Annotated in this window: 18 protein-coding genes; 12 read left to right on the top strand and 6 right to left on the bottom strand. The window is 69.5% G+C overall.

Features of this window, described 5'->3' with window-relative positions; translation table 11 throughout:
- Positions 1-2,007, bottom strand: coding sequence for a sensor histidine kinase (locus ACW4E8_RS03975; RefSeq protein ID WP_456803311.1), 2,007 nt, complete (start codon positions 2,005-2,007; stop codon positions 1-3).
- A gap of 70 nt (positions 2,008-2,077) precedes the next feature.
- The gene (locus ACW4E8_RS03970; protein WP_456803310.1) at positions 2,078-3,373 is read right to left on the bottom strand and encodes a dicarboxylate/amino acid:cation symporter; all 1,296 of its coding nucleotides are present in this window, start codon (positions 3,371-3,373) and stop codon (positions 2,078-2,080) included.
- Positions 3,374-3,767: 394 nt separating this feature from the next.
- Between ACW4E8_RS03970 and ACW4E8_RS03965 the strand changes: the two genes are divergently transcribed.
- The 8 genes from ACW4E8_RS03965 (at position 3,768) to ACW4E8_RS03930 (ending at position 12,115) form a co-directional block, all read left to right on the top strand.
- Positions 3,768-4,088, top strand: a complete 321-nt coding sequence (locus ACW4E8_RS03965) for a (2Fe-2S) ferredoxin domain-containing protein (protein WP_010814863.1) — start codon at positions 3,768-3,770, stop codon at positions 4,086-4,088.
- Positions 4,089-4,235: 147 nt separating this feature from the next.
- Complete coding sequence (locus tag ACW4E8_RS03960) at positions 4,236-4,877, top strand: alpha/beta hydrolase (RefSeq protein WP_010814862.1); 642 nt, start codon at positions 4,236-4,238, stop codon at positions 4,875-4,877.
- A 62-nt stretch (positions 4,878-4,939) separates the two neighbouring features.
- On the top strand, positions 4,940-6,139 hold the full coding sequence (locus ACW4E8_RS03955) for a D-alanyl-D-alanine carboxypeptidase family protein (protein WP_013955398.1): 1,200 nt from the start codon (positions 4,940-4,942) through the stop codon (positions 6,137-6,139).
- A gap of 61 nt (positions 6,140-6,200) precedes the next feature.
- Positions 6,201-6,509 (top strand): YbeD family protein, encoded by a 309-nt coding sequence (locus tag ACW4E8_RS03950; RefSeq protein WP_456803309.1) that lies wholly within the window; start codon positions 6,201-6,203, stop codon positions 6,507-6,509.
- 216 nt (positions 6,510-6,725) lie between these two features.
- Complete coding sequence (locus ACW4E8_RS03945; protein WP_436220710.1) at positions 6,726-7,922, top strand: class I SAM-dependent methyltransferase; 1,197 nt, start codon at positions 6,726-6,728, stop codon at positions 7,920-7,922.
- Between the two features lie 41 nt (positions 7,923-7,963).
- Entirely contained in the window at positions 7,964-8,902 is a 939-nt protein-coding gene (locus ACW4E8_RS03940; RefSeq protein ID WP_456803308.1) for a LysR family transcriptional regulator, read from the top strand.
- Between the two features lie 104 nt (positions 8,903-9,006).
- On the top strand, positions 9,007-10,650 hold the full coding sequence (locus ACW4E8_RS03935; protein ID WP_456803307.1) for a GMC family oxidoreductase N-terminal domain-containing protein: 1,644 nt from the start codon (positions 9,007-9,009) through the stop codon (positions 10,648-10,650).
- A gap of 16 nt (positions 10,651-10,666) precedes the next feature.
- Positions 10,667-12,115, top strand: coding sequence for an aldehyde dehydrogenase family protein (locus ACW4E8_RS03930; protein WP_456803306.1), 1,449 nt, complete (start codon positions 10,667-10,669; stop codon positions 12,113-12,115).
- Between the two features lie 9 nt (positions 12,116-12,124).
- On the opposite strand, the gene ACW4E8_RS03925 is transcribed toward ACW4E8_RS03930, so the two are convergent.
- The 3 genes from ACW4E8_RS03925 to ACW4E8_RS03915 form a co-directional block, all read right to left on the bottom strand.
- On the bottom strand, positions 12,125-14,227 hold the full coding sequence (locus ACW4E8_RS03925; RefSeq protein ID WP_456803305.1) for an ATP-dependent helicase: 2,103 nt from the start codon (positions 14,225-14,227) through the stop codon (positions 12,125-12,127).
- A gap of 159 nt (positions 14,228-14,386) precedes the next feature.
- The gene (locus ACW4E8_RS03920) at positions 14,387-14,923 is read right to left on the bottom strand and encodes a TlpA disulfide reductase family protein (RefSeq protein ID WP_456803304.1); all 537 of its coding nucleotides are present in this window, start codon (positions 14,921-14,923) and stop codon (positions 14,387-14,389) included.
- A gap of 111 nt (positions 14,924-15,034) precedes the next feature.
- Complete coding sequence (locus ACW4E8_RS03915; protein WP_456803303.1) at positions 15,035-15,544, bottom strand: SoxW family protein; 510 nt, start codon at positions 15,542-15,544, stop codon at positions 15,035-15,037.
- A gap of 148 nt (positions 15,545-15,692) precedes the next feature.
- Between ACW4E8_RS03915 and ACW4E8_RS03910 the strand changes: the two genes are divergently transcribed.
- The 3 genes from ACW4E8_RS03910 (at position 15,693) to ACW4E8_RS03900 (ending at position 17,295) form a co-directional block, all read left to right on the top strand.
- Positions 15,693-16,295, top strand: a complete 603-nt coding sequence (locus ACW4E8_RS03910) for a hypothetical protein (RefSeq protein ID WP_456803302.1) — start codon at positions 15,693-15,695, stop codon at positions 16,293-16,295.
- Between the two features lie 83 nt (positions 16,296-16,378).
- Complete coding sequence (locus tag ACW4E8_RS03905; protein ID WP_456803301.1) at positions 16,379-17,026, top strand: LysE family transporter; 648 nt, start codon at positions 16,379-16,381, stop codon at positions 17,024-17,026.
- A gap of 80 nt (positions 17,027-17,106) precedes the next feature.
- Positions 17,107-17,295, top strand: coding sequence for a hypothetical protein (locus ACW4E8_RS03900; protein WP_456803300.1), 189 nt, complete (start codon positions 17,107-17,109; stop codon positions 17,293-17,295).
- Here the strand turns inward: ACW4E8_RS03900 and ACW4E8_RS03895 are convergent.
- A complete protein-coding gene (locus ACW4E8_RS03895; RefSeq protein ID WP_456803299.1) occupies positions 17,277-17,999 on the bottom strand; it encodes a GntR family transcriptional regulator in 723 nt (240 codons plus the stop codon). The genes ACW4E8_RS03900 and ACW4E8_RS03895 overlap by 19 nt on opposite strands.
- A gap of 395 nt (positions 18,000-18,394) precedes the next feature.
- Between ACW4E8_RS03895 and ptsP the strand changes: the two genes are divergently transcribed.
- A complete protein-coding gene (gene ptsP / locus ACW4E8_RS03890) occupies positions 18,395-20,947 on the top strand; it encodes a phosphoenolpyruvate--protein phosphotransferase (protein ID WP_456803298.1) in 2,553 nt (850 codons plus the stop codon).
- Positions 20,948-20,964: the final 17 nt, after the last annotated feature.

The following is a 20,964-nucleotide window of genomic DNA, read 5'->3' as shown; positions in this document are numbered from 1 at the left end:
TCATTGAGAGGCGGAAACCGATGGCGCCGGATCGATGGCGGGGGCGCGCGCCAGCACCAGCGTGAACTGCGCGCCGCCGCCGGGCACGTTGGCCACGCTCAGCTGGCCGGCGAACTCGCGCACGATCGACGACGAGATCGCCAGCCCCAGCCCCAGGCCCTGCCCGGTTTCCTTGGTGGTGAAGAAGGGTTCGAACAGGCGCGGCAGCGCTTCCGGCGCGATGCCGGTGCCGTTGTCGTGCACGACGATGGTGACGGCGTGGTCTTCTGCCTGCACGTCGAGATCGATCTGTCCCTGCGCCGGTGCGGCCGCCGCAATCGCATCCAGCGCGTTGCCGAGCAGGTTCAGCAGCACTTGCTCCAGCTTCAGCTCATCGGCGCGCACGGCCAGCCCGGGCAGGGCGTCCAGGCCGGCGACGCTGACCGTGACCGCGCCCAGCCGCGGCGCCAGCAGCGCCAGCACGTGATCGACCGCCGCCCGCAGCGCCACCGGCCGGCGCACCGGGCGGGCCTTGCCGGCAAACAGCTTGAGCTGGCCGGTGATCTTGCCCATGCGCTCGGTCAGGTCGGCAATGGCGGTGAGGTTGCCTTCGGCCGCGGCCAGCTGGCCGCGCTCCAGCAGCACGCGGGTGTTGTCCGAGAACGTGCGCAGCGCCGCCAGCGGCTGGTTCAGCTCATGCGTGATGCCGGCCGCCATCTGCCCCAGCGCGGCCAGCTTGCTGGCCTGCACCAGTTCGTCCTGGGCCGCGCGCAGCTCGCTTTCAGCACGGGTGCGTTCGGCCACTTCGTCTTCGAGCTTTTCATTGATCGCCATCAGGTCGGCGGTGCGCGCCTCGACGCGGCGCTCCAGCTGGTCGTAGGCGGCCTCCAGCAGGCGGCGGCTGTACTGCATGTCGCGCGCGCGCTGGCGGCGCTGGCGCCAGTTGACCAGCAGCAGGCAGATGCAGGCATAGGCCAGCGCCGCCGCCACGGTGGCGTTGCGCGCATTGGCCAGCACCGGCTCCAGCGGCGCCATCACCTGCATGGTCCAGCCAGCGGGGCCGACCGTGCGGCCCAGTTCCAGGTAGCGGACGGCGCGCTCGGCGCCGTCCGGGGCAAAGGTGGTCTTGGCGGCGGGCGATTCGTCGCGCACGCGCACCAGCCGCGCGCCGTCGGTCAGTGTGGTGTCCGCCAGCCAGCGTGTGACTGGCGAGGTCAGCGGCTCCAGCGGCAGCGGCGTCACCGCGCGGCCGTGGTACTGGCGGGTCTTTTCCATCTCGGCCTGCAGCGCCGGCGGCAGCGGGCGCAGGGTGCGGTACTGCCAGGCCGACACCGACGACAGGAAGATCACGCCATGGTCGTCGCTGACCATCAGCGGCTCGGCGCCGCTGCCGGCGCGCTGGAACCACTCCAGGTTGAGCTTGACCACGGTCACGCCGATGACCTTGCCGCCGGACTCGACCGGCTGCGCGAGGTAGTAGCCGGGCTCGTCGCTGGTGATGCCGATGGCATAGAAGCGCCCCATCTTGCCGCCCGCGGCGGTCTGGAAGTAGGGGCGGAAGCGGTAGTCGGTGCCGACAAAGCTGCCGGGCTGGCCGTGGTTGCTGGCCGCCAGCGCAATGCCGTTGGCGGCAATCACATAGGTAGCCGAGGCATGCGCGCGGCGATTGACCTCCACCAGGTACTGGTTGGCGGCGGCCACGCGTTGCGGGTCGTTGGGGGAGTCCAGCAGCCCGCGCACGAAGGGGTGCAGCGAGACCAGCGCGGGCAGGAATTCGTAGCGGTCGAGGGTGCTTTCCAGCGTGGCGGCGTAGCGGTCGGCGCGCGTGGCCGTGCTTTGCTGCAGGCTGGCCAGGCCGCGCTGGACCGAGACCAGCCAGGTCAGCGCGCACAGCAGCAGCAGGCCCGCGGCCAGGGCGACCGCAAAGCCCCACCAGCGGCCGTTGCCGCTGTCCGGCGCATGGGCCGGATGCGCGGCAGACGGGGCGGCGGGGTCATGCACGGCGAGAAAGTCGTCGGAGTGTGGCATCGGCGCGCGCGAAGGCTGTCGCGCCGATGATACTCGCTGGCGGGCGGCCGGGGCAGCCACCCGCATGGCGTCAGACGTTCTGGCCGGCGTCGGCCAGTACTTCAGCATCGCGGCCGCCGTGTTGCAGCTCACTGTTGAGCTTCTTGCGGTCAAGCTCGCGCTCCCATGCCGAGACCACCACCGTGGCCACGCCGTTGCCGATGATGTTGGTCAGCGCGCGGCACTCGCTCATGAAGCGGTCGATGCCAAGGATCAGCACCATGCCCGCCACCGGGATGGTCGGCACCACCGCCAGCGTCGCGGCCAGCGTGATGAAGCCCGAGCCGGTCACGCCGCTGGCGCCCTTGGAGGTGATCATCGCCACCGTCAGGATGGTCAGCTGCTGCATCAGCGTCAGCTCGATGCCGGTTGCCTGTGCAATGAAGATCACCGCCATCGTCATGTAGATGTTGGTGCCGTCCAGGTTGAACGAGTAGCCGGTGGGCACCACCAGGCCCACCACCGAGCGCGAGCAGCCGAGCTTTTCCAGCTTCTCCATCATGTGCGGCAGCGCCGCTTCCGACGAGCTGGTGCCCAGCACGATCAGCAGTTCTTCCTTGATGTACGAGATGAAGCGCAGGATGCTGAAGCCGGTCAGGCGCGCCACCGTGCCCAGCACGAACACCACGAAGACGATGGCCGTGAAGTAGAAGGTGCCGATCAGCTTGAGCAGCGGCACCAGCGAGCCCAGGCCGTACTTGCCGATGGTGAACGCCATCGCGCCGAAGGCGCCGATCGGGGCCACCTTGGTGATCACGTGGACGATATGGAAGAACACCTTGGAGACCTGCTCGATCAGCTGCACCACGATGCGCGCGCGTTCGCCGAGCACGGCCAGCGCGGCGCCGAAGAACAGCGACACCAGCAGGATCTGCAGGATGTCGCCGTTGGCGAAGGCGCTGAAGACCGTGTCCGGGATGATGTGCATCAGGAACTCGACCGTGCTCTGGCCGTGCGCCTTGGACACGTACTGGGCGATGGCCTTGGTGTCCAGCGTGGCCGGGTCGATGTTGAAGCCCACGCCCGGCTTGAGCAGGTGCGCGGCGCCCAGCCCGATCAGCAATGCGAAGGTCGACACCACCTCGAAGTACAGCAGCGCCTTGCCGCCGACGCGGCCGACTTTCTTCATGTCGCTCATGCCGGCGATGCCGGTCACCACGGTGCAGAAGATGATCGGGCCGATGATCATCTTGATCAGCTTGATAAAGCCATCGCCCAGCGGCTTCATGGCCACGCCGGTGTCGGGCCAGTAGTGGCCGAGCAGGATGCCGACGCAGATGGCGAACAGGACCTGCACGTACAGGATCTTGTAGAAGGGTTTTCTCATGATGTCGTCCTCGGTGTTGACCGTACCCGGCGCGGGGCCGCGCGGGCCGCGCGCCGTCACGGTTGCGGCGCGTTCAGGGACGGGAGTTCGCAACCGCCGTGCCAGTCAAAGCGGCATTGCTAACTGGTTGATTCACAAGGAAACGCCGGCCTGGCAGGGGCGCTCGGCCTCCGGGATTCCGGAAATCCGGACGGTGCGGCTCCGGGGTTTCGGAATGCCGGATGCATCGCAGGTGCGCGAAGCGCCACCCATCGGGAGCCGGCGGCAACTTCGACGGCCGTGCCAGGGCGCCGCCATCGCGGCCATGCCGCCGCGACACCGTATAATTCCGAGCTTCCGTTCAATGCTGTCCGGGCCGTGCCGCCGTCCGGGGCCGCCTTCTCACACCGTACGCATGAGCAGCTACTACCAGCACCACGTCTTCTTCTGCCTGAACCAGCGCGAGGCCGGCGAGAACTGCTGCGCCAACCACAACGCCCAGGCGATGCAGGAATACGCCAAGAAGCGTTGCAAGGAACTGGGCATCGCCGGCGGCGAAGGCCGGGTGCGCATCAACAAGGCAGGCTGCCTGAACCGTTGTGAACTCGGCCCGGTGCTGGTGGTCTACCCCGAGGCCATCTGGTACACCTTTGTCGATGAGCACGACATCGACGAAATCATCGACAGCCACCTGATGAAGGGCAAGCCTGTCGAACGGCTGATGGTGGACCGCTGAACGAACCGAAGCCGGCGCATGCCGGCTTGTTGTTTCCCTGTTTTGCCGCTTTGCTGTATTGCCCGCCGCCCGCCAGCCGGACGGTTTTTTCATTTTTGCCCGGGCTTCCCGCCGGGCGCTTGCTTCACCGCCATCCTGACCGCCATCATGAACGCGCATACCCAGGTACTTTCCATTGCCGGTCCCGCCGGTGCGATCGATCTCTCGGTAGACCTGCCGCAAGGTGAGCCGCGCGGCCTGGCGCTGGTGGCGCATCCGCATCCGCTGTTCGGCGGCACCAAGGACAACAAGGTCGCGCAGACGCTGGCACGCAGCTTCGTGCAGCTGGGCTATGCCACGGTGCGCCCCAACTTCCGCGGCGTGGGCGGCAGCGCCGGCGAGCATGACAACGGCATCGCCGAGCAGGACGACCTGCTGGCCGTGGTGGCCTGGATGCGCCAGCAGACCGCGTGGTCGGCACAGGCCGCAACGCTGCCGCTGGCCATGGGCGGGTTCTCGTTCGGCAGCTTCGTCACCACCCACGTGGCACGCCGCCTGGCCGAGGCCGGCACGCCCGCGCAGCGCCTGGTGCTGGTGGGCACCGCCGCCAGCCGCTGGCAGGTGGCCGAGGTGCCCGCCGACACCATCGTGATCCATGGCGAACAGGACGACACCGTGCCGCTGGCCAGCGTGTTCGACTGGGCCCGCCCGCAGGAGCTGCCGGTGATCGTGATCCCCGGCGCCGACCATTTCTTTCACCGCAAGCTGCACCTGATCAAGCAGCTCGTCGTCAATGCGTGGGACCGGTGAGGCAGGCACGCCGCCACCCGGACCATCCCCGCGCCACCTCCTTACTGTCGGAAAACAGAAACATGCTGAATAGAGCCACGACACGCCTTTCGTCCGCTTTTGCCCCCGCCGCCATCGCCGCCGCCGTCGTGCTGGCCGCCGCGCCTGCCGCCGTCCTGGCGCAGGGCGTGCCGATGCCGCAGGTCGCAGCCAAGTCGTGGATGCTGTATGACGTGACCAGCGGCCAGGCCCTGGCGTCGCAGAATGCCGACGCGCGCATCGAGCCGGCTTCGCTGACCAAGCTGATGACCGCCTACCTGGCGTTCGAGGCACTCAAGGAAAAGCGCCTGACGCTGGACCAGTCCGTGGTGCCGACCAGCCTGGTGCTCAAGGTCAAAAGCGACGAGTCGCGCATGTTCATCGAGCCCAACAAGCCGGTCACCGTGCAGGACCTGCTGCTGGGCCTGATCGTGCAGTCGGGCAACGACGCCGCGCTGGCGCTGGCCGAGGCCGTGGGCGGTTCGGAAGAGGGCTTTGTCGCGATGATGAACCGCGAGGCCCAGCGCATGGGCATGAAGAACACCCACTTCACCAACACCGACGGCATTCCCGACCCGAACCACTACACCACCGCGGTGGACCTGGCGACGCTGACCACGCGCCTGATCAAGGACTTCCCCGAGTACTACGCCATGTACTCGCAGAAGGAGTTCACCTATAACAAGATCAGGCAGCCCAACCGCAACCGCCTGCTGTACATCGACCCGACCGTGGACGGCGTCAAGACCGGCCACACCAAGTCCGCCGGCTACTGCCTGATCTCGTCGGCCAAGCGGCCGCTGGCCAACGTGCCGGACGGCTCGCGCCGCCTGATCTCGATCGTGATCGGCACCACCACCGAACAGGTGCGCACCCAGGAAAGCCTGAAGATCCTCAACTACGGCTTCCAGTTCTTCGACACGCTGCGTCTGTACGACAAGGGCCAGGTGCTGGCCACGCCGGACATCTACAAGGGCAAGAGCGGCACGGTCAAGATCGGCGTGCAGAACGAGACCTTCGTCACCGTGCCCAAGGGCACCGGCGGGCGCCTGAAGCCGGTGCTGGAGCGCCAGGAACTGCTGATCGCGCCGATCTCGGCGGGCCAGCAGGTGGGCATGGTCAAGCTGATGGACGGCACCAACAAGGTGGCGGAGTTCCCGGTGGTGGCGCTGGAAGAAGTGCCCGAGGCTGGCTTCTTCGGCCGCCTGTGGGACACCATCCGCCTGTGGTTCAAGCGCAAGTGACCTGAATGCGCGCAAGCCGGCGCGCCATGAGGCGCGCCGGTTTCGTACCGGAGAATCCGACATGACAACCGACAACCAAGGCAGCGGCGGCAAGCCGGGCGACATCCCGCCGGAGCAGTCGCTGATCGAGTATCCCAGCCACTTCCCCATCAAGGTGATGGGCGCCATGCAGGACGGCTTTGCCGAGTCCATCGTCGAGCTGGTGCAGGGATTCGATCCCGACTTCCACGCCGGCAAGATGGAAATGCGCCCCTCGAGCGGCGGCAACTACCTGGGCCTGACCGTGACGGTGTGGGTGACCAGCCGCGAACAGCTCGACGACTTGTATCGGGCGCTGACTTCGCATCCGATGGTGAAGGTGGTGCTGTAAAGGCGCTGCCGCTTTCCGACCGCATTGTTTTCTCCCCTCTCCCGCTTGCGGGAGAGGGGCAGGGGGTGAGGGCAGGCACTGGCATACCGACACGCGCCACTTCGTCGACGCTCCCGCCCTCACCCCCACCCCTCTCCCGCAGGCGGGAGAGGGGAGCCCTCCGGCACGCTCATCCGCGGCTTCCACGGCCGGGCTCCGCTGTTTTCCGATACCAACATGAACACCATCACCCTGAAACCCGGCAAGGAAAAATCCCTGCTGCGCCGCCACCCGTGGATTTACGCCACCGGCATTGCCACGACCGAAGGGCGCTGCGAGCCGGGCGCGACCGTGATCGTGCGCGCCGCCGACGGCCGCTTCCTGGCCAAGGCAGCCTACAGCCCCGAGTCGCAGATCCGCGCGCGCGCGTGGACCTTCGATGAAAACGAGCCGGTCGACCACGCCCTGTTCAAGCGCCGCGTGGCCGCGGCCATTGCCTACCGGCGCCAATGGGTGAAGGACAGCGACGCGGTGCGGCTGATCTTCGGCGAATCCGACCGGCTGCCCGGCCTGATCGTCGACTACTACGGCAATGGTGAAAAGGGCCAGCTGGTGTGCCAGTTCAATTCGGCCGGCGTGGAACACTGGAAGACCGCGATCGTGCAGGCGCTGGTCAAGGAAACGGGCTGCCCCAACGTCTATGAGCGTTCCGACGCCGCCGTGCGCCAGCGCGAAGGCCTGGAGCTGGTGACCGGCGTGCTGGCCGGCGCCGAGCCGGATCCGGCGCTGTCGGTCACCGAGCACGGCGTGCGCTACTACGTCGACGTGCGCAACGGCCACAAGACCGGCTTCTATGTCGACCAGCGCGACAACCGCAAGCTGGTGGGCGATCTCGCCGCCGGGCGCGAGGTGCTGAACTGCTTCTGCTACACCGGCGGCTTCTCGCTGGCGGCGCTGCGCGGTGGCGCTACCTCGGTGACTTCGATCGATTCGTCGGGCGAGGCGCTGAAGATCGCCGCGGGCAATGTCACGCTCAACGGCTTCGAACCCGAGCGCGCCACCTGGCTCGATGCCGACGTGTTCAAGACCCTGCGTGAATTCCGCGCCGAAGGCCGCCAGTTCGACCTGATCGTGCTGGACCCGCCCAAGTTCGCCCCGTCGGCGCAGCATATCGACCGCGCCGCGCGCGCCTACAAGGAAATCAACCTGGTCGGCATGCAGCTGCTGCGCCCGGGCGGGCTGCTGTTCACCTACTCGTGCTCGGGCGCGATCAGCATGGAGCTGTTCCAGAAGATCGTGGCGGGCGCGGTCACCGATGCGCGCGCCGATGCGCGCATCCTGCGGCGTCTGTCCGCCGGCACGGATCACCCGATGCTGGCGGCGTTCCCGGAAGGGGAGTACCTGAAGGGGTTGCTGCTGGAAAAGGTGGCGTAGGCCAGCCAGGCGACGCATTCACGGACGGGCAGGCGCGAGTCATGAGCAAGCTCTCTGAAATGCATGCCTTCGTGGCCGTGGTCGATGCCGGCAGCATTACCGAGGCGGCACGGCGGCTGGGCACCACCAAGTCGGTGATCAGCCAGCGTGTTCAGCTGCTTGAGCAACGGCTCGGCGCCGTGCTGCTGCAACGCGGGCGCGGTGCCGCGCCGACCGAAGCGGGGCAGGTCTTCCACGAATACTGCGTGCGCATCCTGGCCGAGGTGGGCGAGGCCGAGGACGCCGTGCTGGCCGCCAATACCAGCCTGCGCGGCTCGCTGCGGCTGGCTGCGCCGATGGCCTTCAGCATGCAATACCTGGGCCCGATGCTGTCGGCGTTTTCGCTGCGCTACCCTGAGCTGCGCCTGGATGTGGAGTCCGACGACCGCTACGTCAACCTGCACGACGGCAACTTCGACCTGGCCATCCGCATGGGCCAGCTGCCCGATTCCTCGCTGGTGGCGCGCCCGATCGCGCCCAACCTCCACCTGATCTGCGCCAGCCCCGGCTACCTGGCCGCGCACGGCACGCCCGCGCACCCGACCGACCTGCGCCACCACGAGGGCCTGCTCTATTCCAACCGCGAGCCGCACGGCATGTGGCAGCTGCCGGTGCAGGGCGAGCTGCAGTCGTTCCGCATCCGCGGCCGCCTGCGCACGGACAGCGGCCATCACCTGCTGGCGGCCGCCTGCGGCGGGCTGGGCCTGGCCATCCTGCCGGCCTTCCTCGCCGCGCAAGCCATCGCTGCCGGCGAACTCTGCATCGTGCTGCCCGGCTACCAGCCGTCCGGCGGGCAGATTTCCGCGGTCTACCGCCGCTCGCACCGGGCCTCGCCCAAGATCCATGCGCTGGCGGATTTCCTGGCCGCGCAGATCGGCCAGCCGCCGCTCTGGGAGCTGGCCATTGCCGACCGCCTGGCAAGCGCGGGGCTCGGTTCGTAAAACACGAACTCCGGATTCTGTAACGGCCGTCTTTTGCGGACGGCGCGGGCTGACTAGTCTGTGTGCACCGGGGCATTGCCCCAACACGGAAACGCACAGACACCATGACCCGCTCCAAGCATCGCAAGCCCAAGCCTTCCCTGCGCAAGTTCTTCAGCCACAGCCTGACGCTGGCCGCCGCGGCGGTTACCTGCGGCGGCTCGTTCGGCCGCCTCGCCCAGGCCGCCAGTGCCGACCAGCCGCGCACTGCCGGGCCGGCCCGCGCCGTCGACGTGATCGTGGTCGGCGGCGGCTCGGCTGGCGCGGTCATGGCACGGCGGCTGAGCGAGAACGGCCAGCGCAAGGTGCTGCTGCTCGAAGCCGGGCACAGCTATGCGCCGCACGGCTATCCCGAACCGATCGCCAGCAGCGACAGCGTGGCGCCGGCCGCGTTCGACTGGGGCTACAAGTCCGAGCCCGGCTACATCGACCATCCGATCGGCGCGGTGCGCGGCAAGGTGCTGGGCGGCAGCTCGGCGGTCAACGGCGCGGTGGCGCTGCGTGCGCGCCCGGAGGACTTCCGGCGCTGGAACCTGGAAGGCTGGAGCTACGACGACATGCTGCCCTTCTTCCGCAAGCTGGAGCGCCGCACCGGCGGCAGCGACGCGCTGCACGGCCGCAGCGGGCCTCTGCCGGTGCGCCAGCTGACCCGTGCCGACGTCACGCCGATGCAGCGCGCCTTTATCGATGCGGCGCTGGCCAACGGCTTCCGCGCGATTGCCGACTTCGACGACGCCGATGCGCACGGCGTCGGCCCGTATCCGATGAACGTGGTCGACCATGTGCGCGTGAACACCGGCATGGCCTACCTGACCGACGAGGTGCGGGCCCGCCCGAACCTGGCCATCCGCGCCGACGTGCTGGTCGACAAGGTGCTGTTCGCCGGCCGTCGCGCGATCGGCGTGCAACTGGCCAATGGCGAGCAGATCCAAGCCGGCGAGGTCATCCTGTCGGCCGGCAGCTACGGCAGTGCCGCCATCCTGCTGCGCTCGGGCGTGGGTCCGTTCGACCACCTGCGCGAACTCGGCATCCCGGTAGTGAAGGACGCGCCGGTGGGGCGCAACCTGGTGGACCACCCGTTCTTCTACAACGCCTACGCGGCCCGGCCGGACCGCGTAGGCGCGCAGTCGCCGGCGATCGGCGCCAAGGTGTGGACCCGCAGCACCGGCGCCACGGCCGGCGAGCTGGACCTCCATATCACCGCCACCCACCTGTTCCCGCACGACCAGAGCCCGACCGGCGTGGGCTTCGTGCTGGCGGTGGCGCTGACGCGCCCGCAGTCGCGCGGCCGGCTGTGGCTGGCCAGCCGCGATCCGGCGGTGGCGCCAAAGATCGACCTGAACTTCCTGTCGATGCTGCAGGACCGCGAGCGCCTGCTGGAAGGCATCAGGCTGGCGCGCAGCCTGGGCCGCACCGCGCCGCTGGCGGACCTGATCCATGCCGAGCTGAACCCCGGACCGCAGGCCACCAGCGACGAGGCCGTGCTGCAGGCGGTGGGCGCCACGCTCGACACCTACCACCATCCCACCTCGACCGCGCCGATGGGCCTGGCCGGCGATCCGGCGGCGGTGGTCGACCTGGAGGGCAATGTGCACGGCGTACAGGGCCTGCGCGTGGTCGATGCCTCGATCTTCCCCGATGTGCCTTCGGTGGCGACCAACATCACCACCATCGCCGCGGCCGAGCGCATCGCCAGCCGCTTCGCCTGAACTGGATAGGAACGACATGAGCACCATGCAAGCAGCCCTGAACTGGATCGACGGCGAATGGGTGGACTCCGGCCTGTACCGCGACAGCATCGATCCCGCTACCTCCGCCGTCATCGGCCGCTACGCCGACGCCGGCCGGGCCGAGGCCGAACAGGCTATCGGCGCCGCCTGCCGCGCGTTGCATGCTACGCCATGGCGGCATGACCGCGCCTTGCGCGCGAAAGTGCTCAATGAACTGGCCGCTGCCTTCGAGAACCATACCGACGCATTGGTCGACATGCTCTGCGCCGAGAACGGCAAGGTGCGCGCCGAGGCCGCCTTCGAGGTCGGCATGGTGCCGGCCAAGCTGCGCTACTACGCCGGGCTCGCGGTCACCGAATACGGCCGCGCCGCCGAGCCGAGGCCGGGGCGGCTGTCATTGGTGCTGCGCGAGCCGATGGGCGTGGCCGGCATCATCGTGCCGTGGAATTCGCCGGTGGTGCTGATGGTGCGCTCGCTGGCGCCGGCACTGGCCGCGGGCTGCACCACGGTGATCAAGATGCCGGGGCAGACGGCGCTGACCAATGCGCTGGTGGCGCGCATCATGGCGCACGCGCCGTCATTGCCGCGCGGCGTGGTCAACCTGTTCAGCGAGTCGGGCGCGGAAGGCTCGCGCGCGCTGGTGGAGTCGCCGCACGTGCCGGTGATCAGCTTCACCGGCAGCTCGGCCACGGGCCGCGCCATCAGCGCCGCGGGCGCGCGCCACCTGAAGCGGTTCGGGCTCGAGCTGGGCGGCAAGACGCCGATGATCGTGTTCGACGATGCCAGCCTCGACGCGGCGCTGCCGGTGCTGGAGAAGGCGCTCACGGTATTCGCCGGGCAGTTCTGCATGACCGGCTCGCGCCTGCTGGTGCAGCGCGGCGTGGCGGACGCGCTGCGCCAGCGGCTGGCCGAACGGCTGGCCGCGGTACGCGTCGGCCCGGCCGCCGAGGCGGCCAGCCAGATGGGGCCGCTGATCGACAAGGCCAACGTGGCGCGCGTGGACGGCATGGTAGAAGCGGCGATTGCCGACGGCGCGCGCGTGCTAGTGCGCGGCGGGCCGGTCACCGAAGGCCCGCTTGCGCGCGGCGCGTTCTACCGCCCGACGCTGCTCGAGGTGGACGACCCGGGCATGGAAATCGTGCAGAAGGAGATCTTCGGCCCGGTGCTGACGCTGCAGGTCTTCCACACCGAGGCCGAGGCGGTGGCACTGGCCAACCACAGCGAGTACGGGCTGGCTGCCAGCGTGTGGACGCGCGACGTCGACCGCGCGCTGCGCATGGCGCGCGCGCTCGAGGCGGGCACCGTGTGGATCAACAACTGGGCGTCGGTCTACGACGAATTCGAGGAGGGCGGCTACAAGCAGTCGGGGCTGGGCCGGCTCAACGGCGTGGCCGCGATCGATGACTTCGTCGAATACAAGCACATCGCGCTGGCGCCGGGGTAGCGCGCAGGCTCAGCGCCACATATTGCGCATCCGGCTGGCCAGGTCCACCGGTGCCAGCGCCGGCTTTGCCGGCGCCTCGCCCGGCATCGGCGGCGGCGGCCAGGCACGGCTGTGGAAGTTGGGCATCACGCGATTAGGCAAGAAGCGCGTGCGCGACGCGTACACATGCCGGTCGCCGAAGCCCACCTGCTGGTGCACGTAGAAGCGCTGCGGCACCACGATGTCCAGGTGGTCCTTGGCCCGCGTCATCGCCACATAGAGCAGCCGCCGTTCTTCCTCGATCTCTTCGGTGGTGCCGGTCGCCAGGTCGCTCGGCATGCAGCCGTCGACCGCATTGAGCACGTACACCGCCTTCCACTCCTGGCCCTTGGCCGAGTGGATGGTCGACAGGATCAGGTAGTCCTCGTCGCGCGAGGGCACGCCGGATTCGTCGCTGGAGGCGCTGGGCGGGTCCAGCGTCAGTTCGGTCAGGAAGCGCTCGCGCGCGCCGTAGGTGGCGGCGATGCGCTCCAGCTGCTGCAGGTCGGCCTGGCGCGCGGCGGCATCGTCGTGCAGGCGCTCCAGGTGCGGCGCGTACCAGGCCAGCACTTGCTCGAACTCCGACGGCCACGGCGAGGTGGGTGCCATCAGCGCGCGCGCCAGCGCCAGCAGGTCGGCCCAGGCGGGTGCGGCGGCCGGCGGCGGCTCGAATGCTTCCAATGAGAACAGCGGCTCGGTCGCCAGCGCCAGTGCATCCAGCACGCGCGCCGCGGTCTTGGGGCCGATGCCGGGCAGCAGCTGCAGCGTGCGGAAGCCCGCCATGCGGTCGCGCGGGTTTTCCAGCCAGCGCACCACCGCCAGCGCGTCCTTGACGTGGGTCGATTCCAGGAACTTCAGTCCGCCGAACTTCACGAACGGGATATTGCGCCGGGCCAGCTCGATCTCTACCTGCGCGCTGTGGTCGGCGGCGCGGAACAGCACCGCCTGTGCCATCAGCGTCAGGCCGGCCTCGCGCCGTGCCAGCACTTGCTCGACCACGTAGCGGGCCTGGTCGGCCTCATCGTTGACCACGATCACGCCGGGCTTTTCGGCCGAGGCGCGCTCGGACCACAGGTCCTTGGTATAGCGCTCGGCCGCCAGCCCGATCACGGCGTTGGCGGCCTGCAGGATCGGCTGCGTCGAGCGGTAGTTCTGCGACAGCGTGACCTGCTGCGCGGCCGGCGTGAACTGCGCCGGGAAGTCCAGGATATTGCGCACGGTGGCGCCGCGGAAGGCGTAGATCGACTGCGCGTCGTCCCCCACCACGGTCAGGCCGCGGCCGTCCGGTCGCATAGCCAGCAGGATCGACGCTTGCAGCGCATTGGTGTCCTGGTATTCGTCGACCAGCACATGGTCGAAGCGCGCGCCCATGTCCTGTGCGATGGTGGGCTCGGCCATGGCCTGCGCCCAGTACAGCAGCAGGTCGTCATAGTCCAGCACATGCTGCTTCTGCTTGGCCTCGACATAGCCGGCGAACAGGGTGCGCAGCGCATCGGCCCACATCGCGTAGCGCGGGAACTGCTGCTTGAGCACGTCTTCCAGCGGCGCCTGGGTGTTGACCACGCGCGAGTAGATCGCCAGGCAGGTTTCCTTCTTCGGGAAGCGGCTGGTGGTCTCCGACAGGCCCAGGTCGTGGCGCACCACGTGCATCAGGTCGGCGGCATCGCCGCGGTCGCTGATGGTGAAGGCGGGCGACAGGCCCAGGGTCTCGGCGTATTCGCGCAGCAGGCGCGCGCCGATGGCGTGGAAGGTGCCGGACCACTGCAGTGCCGCGCGCCCCGCGCCGGTCTGGGTGCCCAGCGCCTGGTCGACGATGCGTTCGACGCGCCGGCCCATCTCGGCCGCGGCGCGGCGCGAGAACGTCAGCAGCAGGATGCGGCGCGGATCGGCACCGGCCAGCACCAGGTGCGCGACCCGGTGCGCCAGCGTATTGGTCTTGCCCGAGCCGGCGCCGGCGATGATCAGCAGCGGCGCGTCGCTGCCATGCGCCACCGCGGCGCGCTGCTCCGGGTTGAGCCGGGACAGGTAGGCGGGGACGTCATCGGCTTCAGGGACGGCCGCGAGGTCGGCGGCGGGGGCTAGGTCCAAAGTCACAGGCAGGGCTCGGGGAAGGCTCGGAAAACTCAGAAAAGGCTGGCGCAAACTGTATATCCATACAGGGGTGTCGCGCAACCTGCTGCCCTGGCGATCGTGCGTAAAAACAAAAAAAGGTGCTCGATGAGCACCTTTTCGCTGCGGTTGCCGCTGGGAGCGTTACGCGGACTTTGCCAGCGCGCCATCCAGCAGCTTGTGCAGGGCATCCCACTCGGGCTCGCCCACATAGCGCTTCAGGATGCGGCCGTCCTTGTCGACCACGAAGGTGGTCGGCGTCAGCTGCACATTGCCGAAGGCCTTGGCCGCGGTGCCGTCGGAATCCATCGCCACCTTGAACGGCAGGCCGCGCGTCTTGGCGTAGTTCATCACATACATGGGCGGATCGTAGTTCATCGCCACGGCGACGAATTCCAGCCCCTTGCCCTTGAACTGCTCATAGGTGCGGACCATGTCCGGCATTTCCTTGACGCAGGTGGCGCAGCTGGTGGCCCAGAAGTTGATCATGTAGACCTTGCCCTTGAGGTCCGCGGTGCTGACCTTCTCGCCCGACAGCAGCGTGAAGGTGGCCGCCGGGGCCGTATTGGCCGGCGACAGCGCGCGGTAGCCGAACCAGCCCAGCAGCGCGAGCACGACCACGGCCACGACGATGGGCCAGGGCTTGCGGGAGGATTGGGTGGCAGGGGCAGCAGTGGTCATGGAATCCGGGTCAGGCAGGTTCGGTCAGCAATGGGACATTCTAATGCCGCGGGCGTTCGCGCGCTGCGCGGGGCCGGGCTGCGGCAATCTGCCGCAAGCACCCCAATCCATTCAGCGCCGGGTGGCGATGGCGGCGCGTGCCTGGTCCAGCGCCTGTTCCAGGTAGGCGCCGTAGAAATCCGGCTGCATGCCGCGCAGCGGGCCGGCGGCGGCGCGGCCCTGGCGGTCCAGGAACAGCACCGTGGGCGCCACCCGCACCTGGTGCGCCCGGGCCCAGGCGCGCGCGGTGGTCAGGCTGCCGTCGGCATCGCGCAGGGGGGTGTCGGCGGTCATGTCGAGCTCGCGCACGGCGATCTCGCCGGTGGCGGCCTGCGGGCCCAGGTAGTTGCGGCGCACCGCGTCGCAATAGCCGCAGCCCGGCATCGACACCAGCACCACCAGCGGCTCGCCGCGACGCGCGGCCTCGGTGCCGTGGGCGGCCAGGTCGGTGGCCGGCGGCAGGTGGGCGGGGCTGGCGGCGGCGGCGGGCATGCCGGTCGCGGCTGCCAGCAACGCGCTCGCGGCCACCCAGCGCAGGCTGGTGATGGCAAAGGCGTGGCGGGCGATGCGGGCGGCAGGCATGGCTGGAACGTGGGGGCAGGGGGATAGTGGGAGCGGCGCAGCAAGCACTGGCGCGCCGCTTCCGGGATAATACCGGTTTCCGCCCGCAGGCGATGGCGCCCGCCAGCGCCGCCCGCAGCCTGTGCGCGCCGTCCCCCATAGATTCCCGATGCGTCTTGTGCCGCCCCCGCTGAGCTTTCCTGCCGCTGTCCGCCGGCCGCTGCTGTGCCGTGCCGCCGTGCTGGCATTCGCCCTGTGCGCCTGTTCGCCGCGCTATGACTGGCGCACCATCCAGTCCGGCGAGGGCGCCTATGCCGCGCTTTATCCAGGCAAGCCCACCAGCGCCGCGCGCGATGTCACCATTGCCGGGCGCAAGCTGCCGATGACGATGGAAGCCGCGCGCGTCGATGACACGCTGTTCGCCGTGGGCGTGGTGACGCTGCCCGCCGATGACGAAGCCCTGCGGCGCGAGGCGCTGGCGGCGATGCAGGCCGGCCTGCTGGCCAACCTTGGCACGCCGTCGGGCGAGCCGCGCGCGCGGCCCGTCACCGTGATGAGTGCCGACCGTCCGGGCCGCCCGATTGCCGGCGTGGAAGTGCAGGCCAGCGGGGTGTCGCCGCAGGACCAGTCGCCGCGCCGGCTGACGGCGCGCCTGGTGGCCGTGGGTACGCGCGCGTACCAGGCGGTGGTGCTGGAATCGGGCGATGCCGCGCGCGACGCGCGCCAGGCCGAGCAGGTGGAGCAGTTCCTGGGCGGATTCCACCCGTTCTGACGCGCCGCGCTGCAGGAAAGATTGTTTGTGCCGTGGCTGCGGGATCGTGGCCCCGGCATGGTTGTCGTCAAAGGAGAGTTGGGATGCGTTGGGAAGTGTGGTTGGCTTATTTCGCCGCGTGCTGGGTGATCGCCGTGTCGCCGGGGTCGGGCGCGGTGCTGTCGATGAGCCATGGGCTCTCGTACGGGCTGCGCAGGACCACCACCACCATCTTCGGCCTGCAGGCCGGGCTGGTGATCGTGCTGCTGGTGGCGGGGGGCGGGCTGGGCGCGCTGCTGCTGGCCTCGGAGCAGGCCTTCATGGTGGTCAAGACGATTGGCGCGCTGTACCTGATCTACCTCGGCGTGCAGCAATGGCGCGCAAAGGTGGAGAGCCGGGCGGACCAGGGTGGCAGCGCCGCCCCCGTGCGCGTGGCCGTGATGAGCCGGCGCCGGCGCTTTGCCACCGGCCTGCTGACCAATGTGACCAACCCCAAGGGCATCATCTTCATGGTCGCGGTGCTGCCGCAGTTCATCGATCCCAACCGGCCGCTGGCGCTGCAGTTGGCGATCCTGGCCGCCACCATGTGCTGCGTGGACCTGGTGGTGATGCATGGCTACGCGCTGCTGGCTTCGCGCATGCAGGGGCTGTTCCGCAATGCGCGCGCGGTGCGCTGGCAGAACCGCTTCTTTGGCAGCGTGCTGATGGCGGTGGGCGCGGCGCTGTTCTTCGTGCGCCGGCAACACGCCTGAGCAGGGTCTCTGCATCAATACTGGCGCGCACCGGCCGGGTTTGCTTCAATGAGGAGGAAACCCGGCCACGGAGACCCCGCATGCCCGCCTTGCCGAACCCCCACGCCGGTGCGCGCTTGCACCCGCGCCATACCGTGCCCCCGGTCGAAGAGCCCGGGCCGCCGGGCATCCCCCCGGACTTGCCGTTGCCGCCAGAGGAAGACCCGACCCCGCCCCCGGTTGAGCCGCCGGTGGCCGGGCATGCCGGGCGCTACTGCTTCAGTTCGTAGAAGTCGTTCAGGCAGTACGCGTCGGTCAGTTCGACCGGCTGGTCGCCATGGGTGTAGCCGGTGCGTCGGATGTGCAGCAGCGGCTCGCCCGGCTCGATGCCCAGGCGCGCGGCCAGTTCCTCGGTCGCCACGATCGCGCGCAGGGTCTCGGTGACGCGCAGCACCGGCTTGCCGATCCGCTCCAGGTAGGCGTACAGCGATTCGCCGATGGCGCTGGCGTCGGGCAGCACGGCCAGCGCCAGCGTGGTCACATCCATCCAGTAGATCTGCCCGTCAGCCTTGCGCAGGCGGGTCAGCCTGACGATCTCATCGCCTTCCGGCAGTGCCAGCGCCGCGGCCTCCTGCGTCGTGGCGCGACGGCGTTCGAACGCCACCAGCTCGCTGGCCGGCGTCATGCCGCGCCGGCGCGCCAGCTCGCTGAAGTTGTCCAGCCGCGCCGCCTTTTGCTCAGGGCGCGGCGCGATAAAGGTGCCCGCGCCGCGGCTGCGCGTGATCGCGCCGTCCTCCGCCAGCACCTGCAGCGCGCGCCGGGCCGTGACGCGTGAAATCCCCAGTGAATCCACCAGCGTGCGCTCGGACGGCAGCGCGTCGCCCACCCGCCATTGGCCGGCCTGGATGGCCGCAGCCAGCCTGCGCGCCACTTGCAGGTAGATCGGCGTCGCCTCCGCTTCGTCCGGCTTGAGGGCCTGCAGCCGTTGATCCATTGCGAATCCTCGTAGGTACCAGAATGTGGCGGCGATGATACCACTTTAGGACATTTCGGGTCGATGTGGCCGGACTTGCGCCGCCTGGGCGATGGAAACGTCACAACCTCGCTTTACGTCAACTGGTATTGGAAAGGTTTCGCTGGCTATGCTGCCGGAAAGCGCTGCCGTGATTCGGAGAAATCCTAGGTATCTTCAAGGGTTATGTGATGAATCAGGCGAATGTGAGGGCCATGCAAGGGCTGCTTTGCGTTACCTCAATAAAGATGCCACTTAGATACAATGTCGTCATAGTGGTTTTCACTGGTATTTTTATTGTCGATGGCCGTCTATCTTTCCCCTGACCCTGGCGCCGTCGCATTCCTGCACCGGCCGCCGCGACTTCTGGAAGCAAAATGGCTGAGACGAGCGAAACCCTGTTGCTGCGGGCTCCGGTGAGCGGAGTGCTGCTTCCCCTCGCGGCGGTGCCGGACCCGGTTTTTGCCGACGGCATGTTCGGCGACGGCCTGGCCATCGACCCCCTGAGCGACACGCTGGTGGCGCCTTGCGACGGCACCATCGTCCACCTGGCCGCCACCGGCCACGCCCTGACGCTGCAGGCCCCGTGCGGGGCGCAGGTGCTGCTGCATGTCGGCATCGATACGGTGTCGCTGCGCGGCGAAGGCTTTGCGCCTTGCGTGGCGCAGGGCGCTGCCGTGCGCCAGGGCGATGCGCTGATCCGTTTCGATGTCGACCGCGTCGCGCAGCAGGCGCCGAGCCTGGTGACGGTGATGGCAATCGCCAATGGCGATGCCTTCACGGTCGCCGGCAGGACCGACGCGGCGCAGGCCGAGGCGGGCCGCACGGTGCTGCTGCAGGTGCGTGCCACGGGGGCTGCGGCGCCTGCGCAGGAACGCCACGCGACCGCGGCGGAACAGCGGCGCTCGGTCACGCTGGCCTGCCCTGGCGGCCTGCACGCGCGGCCCGCAGCACGGGCGCGCGAAGCCGCGCGCGGCCTGGACGCCATCGTCGCATTGCACTACGGCGGCCGGCAGGCGAGCCTGGCCAGCCTGGTGGCGCTGCTGGGCCTGGCCGCCGGCGAGGGCGCTACGGTCGAGCTGGTGGCGACCGGCCGCGATGCCGGCGCCGCGCTCGATGCGGTCGCGTACGAACTGCAGCGCGCCGGCGTGGGCGAAGAAGAAACCGTGCCCACGGTGGCCGCGCCGGTGGCGCAGCCTGGCCCGGGCGCCGACCTGCCGGCGGGTGGCATCCCCGGCGTGGCTGCCGCCCCCGGCATCGCGATCGGCACGCTGCACTGGTGGCGCGAGACCACGCCGGAGCCGGCCGAGGCCGGCCAGGGCATTGCTGCCGAGCGCGAGGCCCTGCGCGCCGCGCTGGCGGCCATCGACGCCCAGCTGGCGCATGAGAGCGAAGCCGCCACCGCGCGCCGCGCCGGCGCCGAGGCCGGCATCTTCGCCATGCATCGCGCGCTGCTGGAAGACCCGGCCCTGCAGGGCGCGGCCGAGACCATGATCGCCGCCGGCAAGAGCGCGGGCTTTGCATGGCGCGAGGCCACCCGGGCCGAAGCCGCCATGCTGTCCGCGATGGCCGACCGCCGCATGGCCGAACGTGCCGCCGACCTGCTGGATCTGGGCAAGCGCGTGCTGCGTGCGCTGGCCCCGGCGGGCAGTGTCCCCGTCCAGCTGCCCGCACCGGCTGCCGACGGCGATGTCATCGTGCTGGCCGCCGGGGAATTCACGCCCTCCGACCTGACCGGACTGGACCGCACCCGGGTTGCCGCACTGGTGATGGCGCGCGGCGGCCCGACCTCGCACGCGGCCATCATCGCGCGCCAGCTCGGCATCCCTTGCCTGGTGGCGCTGGGCAGCGCGCTGGAGCGCCTGCAGGACGGCACGCCGGTCATCGCCGACGGCGACAGCGCCCGCCTGCACGCCTGCCCCGATGCGCACTTGCTGGCCGCTGCCGCCAGCGCCGTCAGGCTGGGCACGCAGCAGCGCGAGGCCGACCTGCGCGCCGCGTACGCCGCGGCCAGCACCCGCGACGGCGTGCATATCGAGGTGGCCGCGAATATCGGCAGCCTCGACGACGCCCGCAATGCCGTGGCGCATGGTGCCGATGCGGTCGGCTTGCTGCGCACCGAACTGCTGTTCCTGCACGGCGACGCAGCCCCCGCGGCGGCGGACCACACAGCCAGCTGCCAGGCCATTGCCGATGCCCTGCAGGGCCGCAGCGCGATCGTGCGCACGCTTGATATCGGCGCCGACAAGGACGCCGCCTGGCTGCACCTGCCTGCCGAAGACAACCCCGCCCTGGGCCTGCGCGGCGTGCGACTGGCGCAGGTGCGCCCGCAACTGCTGGACGACCAGTTGCGCGGCCTGCTGGCCGTGCGCGCGAGTGCGCCGCTGCGCATCCTGCTGCCGATGGTCAGCGAGGTCGGCGAACTACTGGCCTGGCGCGAACGCATCCGTGCGCTGGCGGCCGAAGCGGGCGCCGATCCCGATATCGAGGTCGGCGTGATGATCGAAGTCCCGTCCGCCGCGCTGCTGGCCGACCAGCTGGCCGAGCACGCCGATTTCTTCTCGATCGGCACCAATGACCTGACCCAGTACACCCTGGCCATGGACCGCTGCCAGCCGGAGCTGGCGGCGCGCATGGACGGCCTGCATCCCGCGGTGCTGCGCATGATCGCCGCCACCACCGAGGGCGCCGCGCGCCACGGGCGCTGGGTGGGCGTGTGCGGCGCGCTGGCGGGCGACTCGCTGGCCGTGCCGGTGCTGGTCGGCCTGGGCGTGACCGAGCTTTCCGTCGACGCCGGGCTGGTGCCGGGCGTCAAGGCGCGCGTGCGCGCGCTCTCGCATGCCGATTGCCGGCAGCGCGCAGGCGAATTGCTGCGGCTGCCGTCAGCCGCTGCGGTGCGCGACGCGTGCCGCCGCTACTGGCCGGCATAAACGCCGGTCGACCACAA

The organism is Cupriavidus sp. CP313 (assembly GCF_054072015.1).
Note: the sequence above shows the minus strand (reverse complement) of the source record. Positions and strands in the feature narration are given on the sequence as shown.